The 4,155-nt window shown below is 70.8% G+C and carries 1 pseudogene; it reads right to left on the bottom strand.

What is annotated here, in order from left to right:
- Positions 1-1,951, bottom strand: a pseudogene (locus FL344_RS38815) (hypothetical protein); the annotation flags it as partial.
- Positions 1,952-4,155 lie beyond the last annotated feature (2,204 nt).

The following is a 4,155-nucleotide window of genomic DNA, read 5'->3' as shown; positions in this document are numbered from 1 at the left end:
GCTCGACGAAGGGCGCGGGAGCGCCGCCATGCGCGCCGGGCTCCGTGGCGTCGAAGCTGGCCGCGGGGGCAGCAGGGGTGGTGAGCAGCTCGCCATGCTCTGCGACGACGAAGCCGCGTCCCTTGCGCGGCGCCGGGGTGTCCTGCGTTGGCGTATCCGCGTGCTGGCCTGTTGAAGCATCCTCCGCCTTCGGGTCGGACTCGTCGGTGATGGCCGACAGGTCCAACTTGAGGCCGAATGGCTGCGTCACCTCGCCGAAGGGCAGCGCGGCCCGTTCGTCCGTGGACGGTATAGCGGCGGGAGCGGACTCGATGGACGGAGTTGGCTCGGTCTCTGTGGTTGCCGCAGCCGCCTCCGCGAAGCCGTCAGGCGCATCGCTCGGTGTTGCGGCGGTTGGGGCGTCTCCGGTGACAGTCGGCGTCGTCTCAGCAGACGGGTTGACCGCGACTGGCTCCTGCGTGGCCGATGAGGATGAATCGCTCGTGAGTTTCGAGATCGCCGCGGTGGTTTCGGTTGCAGCGGATGGAGCCGTGGAATGACCAACGGCATCGGTCACGATGACGGGCTCGGCTGGACGCTGCGCTTCGGCTGGCGTCGTGGAAGCCAACGACGACGTGGCCTCCGCGGCTTCTCCCACGAGGACTGGACCGGAGTGGGCCTGAGAGGCCTCCGGCAGCGCTTCCACACCGGGAGGTTGCTCAGTCCCTTCCGGTTCGGGAATCGAGTCCACGGACGCGACATCATCGGGCGACGTCGAGCCCACCGCGCTCAAAACGTCAGCGTTCGGCGACTCAGCTGGAGAGGCGGCCTCGTGCTGTGAGGTCCCAGCATCCGGCCCTGGAGCTGACGCATCCGTCAGCTCGGCGGTCGACGCCACTTCTGCGGTCGGCCGAGCGTCACCGCCCGGCAAAGGAACGGCGGCACCTTCCACATTCGCGGACGACGCGAGGACAGCGGCGGCAGCAATCTCCGTGTCAGACAAGACCGTCGCGGCCTGGCTTGCGGCCTGTCCAGGGGCCGGTTCAGCAACGGCAACACCTTCATTCGTGGACGACGGAGCGTGCTCACGATCGAGCGCCGCAGTTGCCGCTTCCACGGCTCCCTGAGGCACCGATGCCGCCGACGACTCGCCAAGGGCGGACGCTTCGGGTGCCGCATCGTTCACACCGGCAGCATGCGGCTCGGCGCCAACCGAACGAATGCCACTCGAACCACCGGAGACATCCGGCACGGCAGCAGCGGCAGCATGTGCATCCGAGGTCGAGTTGGCCTCGGTGGTTGCGGCGGGAGTCTCAACGCTTGCGCTTGCCACGCCGGAGTCATTCGGCTGGGCAGTAACGAAGCTTGCGGCCGATGCATCGACGTTCGCACCAGGTGCAACGGAGTCGTCCGGCTGTGCCAAAACGGCACCGCCCGCCGATACGGCCGAGACCGCATTCGCATCACCAGCAACATCCTGCGCGGAGGAAGATGCTCCCGCCGCCAAGTCATCAACGTTTGCGGTGGCGACATTGGCCGCGTCCAACACAGCGGATGCGGCTACAGCTTCAACGTCTGGACTCGCAATACGGGCTGCTTCCGACTCAGCGGTAGCCGCGCCGGCTGCCGATGCCTCAACAACTGCGTTCGGTTCGTCGTGAATGGGGCTGGCCGACGGCTCCTCACCCAATTCCACACTGACGTACGCTGCCGTCACACCAACGGCTTCGCTTGCGACGCCACCCGATGCCGCACCGGCGCCCTCTGCCGTCACTACAGCGGCTTCGTCTACTGCCTGCGGCCCAACTGCGGCGTCGGTGGCAAGGACCGGCTCAACCACGACCGTGGCATCCGTGAGGTCTGGCGTCTCGGGAGACACCTCCTCGTCCACCGACGACGCACCTTCGGTCGCGACAGGGGTCGCCGACACGAAGTCGGGAGCCGTGACGGCAACGGCCTCAACGTCGAACACTACGTCAGAGTCCGTGGGCAACGCCCGCTCGGGAGCCCCACTCGCGTCGACGGCATCCGGCACATGCTCTTGAGCCGGCACCTCAGCAGGGATGCCAACCCGTTGAGGCGCCGCGCCGCGCTCGTCGGGGGACTCTCGTCCTTCACTTGCGAAGGGAGCAGGCGAGACGGCGTGCCCACGATGAACCGCGGGCGACATTCCGGGAGGAACCGGCATCCGGCTTGAATCGAAGTCCGGCGCCGAGGGACCACCGCTCGGCCCCGAAGCCCCCAGGTCTTCCTCGAGGTGGAACGGAGGTTCCGTTCCATCCGCGACAGCCGAGGACGGGGCAGCGCGTGCTTCCGCTGGAGGCGTCTCGGCTGGCTCATCGGTCCTTGGAGCTTCCGCAGCGACATTGCCAGGGACTGGCATGTCCGCTTCCACGTGCCGTGCATCCCCCAGGGACGCGGGAGGCGGCATCGCTCCAGGAGGCGTCATCCCCCTGGGGAGCTGCGACGGCATGCCCGCTGGATGCGCAGCGACCACGCCTGAAGGCGGCGTCGGAGACACCTGCGCGGGCGGTCCGCTCGACGGGCCCTGCGCCATGCCCGGCGTGGGTGCGCCCTGCAGGGCCGCATGCGAGCCACCTGCGGCCGTAGGTACGGGCAATGTGCCCGGAGGCGTCTGTCCGTGAGGCGAGTGAGGACGGGGCATCCCCGGCCCGGCGACAGCCCGAGCCCCAGCAGTCATCTCCGGAGGCAATGCTCCGGGAGGCACGGGGCCATGGGGCCTCCCGTGCACGGACGGAGGCGGTGCGCCCATCATTCCCGGTGGCACCGTCCCGAGGGGCACGGGGGCATCGGGCACCCCGTGCGCAGTCGCAGGCGGTGCACCCGTCATTCCCGGCGGCATCGCCCGGTGAGGCCCAGAAGCATGGGGCTCCGCGTGTGCAGTCGCAGGCGGTGCACCCATCATTCCCGGTGGCACCGCTCCGGGAGGCACGGGGGCATTGGGCCCCCCGTGCACGGACGCAGGCAGTGCGCCCGTCATTCCCGGTGGCATCATTCCGTGAGGCCCGAGAGCCTGGGGCCCCCTGTGCGCAGTCGCAGGCGGTGCGCCCGTCATTCCCGGTGGCATCATTCCTTGAGGCCCGAGAGCCTGGGGCCCCCTGTGCACGGACGAAGGCGGCGCGCCCGTCATTCCCGGTGGCATCGCCCCGCGAGCTCCCGGCACCGCAGGCAGTCCCGGCGACGACGGCGGTCGCGCGCCCATCATTCCGGGAGGCACCGGCCCGTGAGGCACAGGCATGCCCTGCGCAGGTGGCGGCCGTGCTCCCATCCCCGCAGGCACCGGCCCATGCGCCCCTGGCAATCCGGGAGCGGGCGGAGGCCGTGCTCCCGTCATTCCCGGTGGCACCGGCCCCCCATGAGGCCCGGGCATCGCAGGCAGGCCCGGCGACGAGGGGCGTGCTCCCACCATTCCCGGAGACACCGGTCGATGAGGCCCCGGCACCGCAGGCAGGCCCGTCGCGGACGGCGGACGATGTCCCATCATCCCGGGAGGGACCGGCCCGTGTGGCCCGGGCGCGGGAGGAGGCCGTGCTCCCATCGTTCCCGGAGGCACCGGCCCATGAGGCCCCGGCACGGCGGGCAAGCCCGTTGCGGACGGCGGGCGATGTCCCATCATCCCGGGAGGAATTGGCCCAGCAGGCCCGGACGCGCCACCCGCCATGCCAGGAGGTCCCGACACCGCAGGCAGTCCCGTCGCGGACGGAGGCCGATGCCCCACCATCCCCGGAGGCACCGGAGCCCCCGCCCCAACCGTCGCCGGAGGCGGTGCGCCCATCATCCCCGGAGGCACCGGCCCATGAGGCCCCGGCACTGCCGGGACACCCGTCATGGACGGAGGCCGTGCGCCCGCCATGCCTGGCGGCACCCGACCGTGTGGTCCAGGAACCGCGGGCAGTCCCGTCACGGACGGAGGACGTACCGCCATCATCCCCGGTGGAACAGCCATCCCTCCGGGCGCGGCCGACGGCGATGCGCCCGGCATCCCCGGAGGAACCTGCGGACCAGCAGTCCCCACGCCCGGCGCTCCATGCACCGCAGGCAGTCCCGTCGCCGAGGGCGACCGAACCCCGGTCCCCTCCGGCGGCATCGACGCACCCGGCCCAGGCAGCGCGCCCACCACGCCCGGCGGTCCCGCCACCGCCTGAAGCCCAGGAG

The sequence above is a fragment of the Myxococcus sp. AB036A genome (genome assembly GCF_006547355.1).
In the GTDB taxonomy this organism is placed as follows: Bacteria; Myxococcota; Myxococcia; order Myxococcales; family Myxococcaceae; genus Myxococcus; species Myxococcus virescens.
This window is presented reverse-complemented; position numbering and strand designations above follow the sequence as displayed.